This window comes from Nostoc sp. 'Peltigera membranacea cyanobiont' 232 (assembly GCF_002245985.1).
In the GTDB taxonomy this organism is placed as follows: domain Bacteria; phylum Cyanobacteriota; class Cyanobacteriia; order Cyanobacteriales; family Nostocaceae; genus Nostoc.
In genome coordinates, this window is the sequence record NZ_NOLK01000310.1 from 1 (window position 1) to 3,783 (window position 3,783).

The following is a 3,783-nucleotide window of genomic DNA, read 5'->3' on the forward strand; positions in this document are numbered from 1 at the left end:
ATTGCTGGACAAATGTTTGACAATAACTACGATTTGGCTATGGCAATTATTGATGGCATGGAAGCCAGAAGCGTAAAGGGTGAATATGCCCTTGAGCGTCTTATATTTAATTGTGCCTAGCTACTTATTGGGTTTGAGTTGAGCTAACAGCCGCTCTTTTAACTGGTTAACTAGTGCATCAATTTCTGCTTCTGTGCTGACTTCACGACCACTAAGATTTAGCGGTAGCTGCACCACTTGATCTTCGGTGACTTCAGACAACACATCATCAAGCCTGTTATTAGCAGTAGTCTCAGCCTTCTGGAGCTTAATTAGTGCTGAATCTTTGAGTTCTAACAAACTCGGGTAGAGTGCATCCTGAGTTGTGTCATAGGTCGCTTCTTGAACGGAACGGAACACATATTCTCCTTGCTTTTCGTTTAATTTGATAAAGTTTTGGCGCTGTTTGAGTCGTCCTTGAATTGCTTTGGCTTGCTTTTCTTGACTCTCAATCAAGTTCAACCGCACGACTTTGTAGTGCTGTTCAATTGTTTGTAGGTGAGGTTCCAAGCTGCTAATGTCCCGCCAAGAGCGATCGCTATTTAGCTGTTCTTCTAAAGCCGCGATTGCTTCAGTAATTTCTGTCCAACGCTCAATCTGCTTGAGTTGAGCTATTTGGTTATCCCGAATATTAATTGCCTTAGTTACGGCATCCACAGCACTATCAGTCAAATCTGTCAAGGAAATACCAAGTTCCTGAATCCCATCTCGCAGTGTATCGAGATTTTTCTTAACTGCAATCACAGTGTCTTCAACTTGGCGAGAACGGGTACACTTTTCCAGGGACTCGCGTAACTTGACTAAAGCTGGGGGTAAATTTGGTCGGTTTGGTAGTCGATTGTACCGTCGTTCTAATTCTTGTAATCGTTTGACCTGACCGGGGAACTGCTGGAAAACTGCATCGGCGATCGCATCATTTTCCCGATCCAGTTCAACATCTAATGAGTCTTTGAAGAACTTACAAATGGCAATTTTGTCACGAGGGCTAATGCTGGTTTCATTGGGAGGTAGCAGATCGGCACGTTTGATGTCCCGGTCTTTAGTGAACATATCCTTAGCGCCAGGGTCACGCACCGAGGTAATTTCTGGGCCAGTTTCGGGTCGAATCCGCACCTTAGTAGCCCGAAGTAAACCCACCAAGCAAGCTTTAACCACATCTGCGGGATAACCGTAGGGCGGCCCACCAAAGTGAGTTAGCAACACATTGCCAGAAACTCCGTTTTGGTCTTGAATGTACTGACCAATTCGGGAGGGAACTTCACCGCTACAGGTAGGCATATATTTACCTGCATCTAGTTCGAGTATGCCCAGCCCATCTTTCATAAATTTGTGGGATGGGCCAGATAAGTTCGGCTCTAAAAGTTGCGCTAATTCACCCGGAGTAACTGCCACATCTACATAATGGCTGTAAAGATCCGGCAAAATGTTTTCTCCTATGCGTCCAAGCACAGTAGTAAAAGTTGTACCGTGTTGCTGCTTGTCGATTTGTCGTCCCCGGAAGAAGATTTCACCATCCATAAAGGACTGAGCGATCGCTTTTTGCACTTCTCTCTCTAACACGTCACGGCGACTTTCTTCTTCTCCAAGTAGGTTTCTCTTATCTTTGGTAAGAGATTGCTTGCGACTTTCATACTTACTGATGATGTGCTGAGATTTGGCAAGTTCTCGTACTTGGGCTGCAACATTATCGCAAGTGCCTACTACCCAAATTAGGCGATCGCGGAAATTTGAGCGATCGCTAGTTTGTATCCAAGTTGTAGGGTTTCGCTCTTCTTTATTAGTGAGATAGCGAAAATCAATAGTTAGCACAGCTGGGTCGTTTGAACCTTGAATACGCTCATCCTGTCGCTGACGACCATCACTATAAATAGCTAACCAAGGAAACGACTTATTTTTGTAGCGGGGGCGTTCTACAGTGCCTAACAATGACTTCAACTTGTCTGCCACAATCAAACTAATAGCATCAGTAATCACGCTGTGATTATCTCGCTCTCGCTGCCATTCTTGCCCAGCAGAACTTTGAATTTTATAGCCAAGTTTGTCAGAATAAGAAAGTAGCCCTAATCCCCGCAATTTCTCTAAGGCTGCTGTACTTGATGGCTCATTGTTGCCCATTCCCAACTGAGAATAAAGACATTGGCTAACCAAAGTAACAGTTGTCGGTTCTTGTTCTTGAATCAACTCCAAAAGTGCCACGGCTTTTGCCACTTTTATCGCCATCTCGTCTTTAATAACTTCTTCATGGCTGAACAAACGTGCTAGCGTAGTTTGCACATCAGCGTCTAAAGCCGACTGTTGCACTTCATAAATGCTATCGATAGTAACTAACGCGCCTAGTTCCTGTTCTCCTAGTTTCTGTTCACGGAACAATTCCCCCAACAGTTGCAGTAGCCCGCGAATGGCATGGTCATCTCCCTTCGCACGGCTGGAACGGGTACGCAGGTTTGATGTGATTTGCATCAGTAAATCTACGTAACCGGGCAGCATGGGATAAACTTCAATAAAATCCTCTTCAGTGATGGAATCGCACTTGTAGCCGTAGAGTTTGAGGTCGCTACGGTGCTGGGCAAAGAGCGATCGCAACTGGGCTTCTTTCGAGGAAGCTTTTTTCAAAAGCCGCTTATGCACAACATCTCGAATGTTGGTAGGTGCAAGGTGAACTCTAAGCTTGGGTGGAAAACGATCCTTGAGCTTACCAATGTTGCTTTCATCCTCACTGTCTTCCAGCTTTTGCTGCCCTGTGGCCAATAACCATACTTGTCCTTTCAGTTTTTGCCCCAAATCAGAAACAAACGACTGAAGTTTGAGCATCCGCTCCGTATTCTGGTGTATATACTGGCTCACCTCATCTACTACAACGAACAAGGTTTTACCAGAGGCGCGGTGATTGAGCATATTAATAATGGCTTTAGTCGTTTCCGAGGGCGAGGTTCCCATTCCCGTTTGGGCACCAGCACGACTATCAAACCAACTCATTGGGTCAGTATAACGGCTAGGATACATAGCGTGCATAACTTCAGAGAAAGCTTCCTCAGCCAACTGATCACTCTTCGCTTTTGACCAAGGTTGTCCCAAAGTCTGCTCTACACAGATTAAAAACTCCTGCCATTTCCCATCCAGTTCTAGCTTCAGTTCTAGCTCGGCAACATAATTACTAATAGTGCAGTAGCCCAAATGTGCTTGTACTTCCCGCTTGACTGCTGAATGGATATGCTCGTCATCCCGTGCTACTGCACCAATATCAAAGACCACGGCTAGGGGATCGATCTGACTACGAACTCGATTCCAGGCATCCTGAAACTCTTGGGTTTTGGGAGAATCATCCCGCGCTAGCAAGGCACTCGCCACCGTCCGGTTATCGGGTAAAACCATATCATTGAGAGCTAGCCCTAAAAGCTTGGCAAAACTCGACTTCCCAGATCCATAAAAACCTGAGATCCAGGATGCTGGAAGTTCTGCCCCACCCGGTTTTTGTAATTCTTCTGCCATAGAATTGAGCAGCTTCACAAACTGCTCGTGAATTCCCGACTGCACACGCTTGTGGCGGGGGTCAGTTTCGGGATAGCCGCCTGTGATAATGTATTCAGAGACTTCTTCTAAGACCTTGGCAGGCTTTTGCTCATGGAAATAAATGACTGGAGCAATATTACGGGTGACATCAGCAGCAAAAATTTCCTTAATTAGCATGGCATCACCTCTCTAATACTTCCAGTAATATTCCCCATTCCCCATTCCCAATTCCCC

At 45.5% G+C, this 3,783-nt stretch carries 1 protein-coding gene; it reads right to left on the minus strand.

Annotation, left to right across the window (positions count from 1 at the left end; all coding sequences use genetic code 11):
• Nucleotides 1-120: 120 nt before the first annotated feature.
• Nucleotides 121-3,726, minus strand: coding sequence for a BREX system P-loop protein BrxC (brxC, locus tag CDG79_RS39565; protein WP_094346922.1), 3,606 nt, complete (start codon nt 3,724-3,726; stop codon nt 121-123).
• Between the last annotated feature and the right edge of the window lie 57 nt (nt 3,727-3,783).

What these genes read in the sequence shown, in the direction of transcription:
- brxC (WP_094346922.1), bottom strand. Translation starts at nt 3,726, where the DNA reads ATGCTAATTAAGGAAATTTTTGCTGCTGATGTCACCCGTAATATTGCT.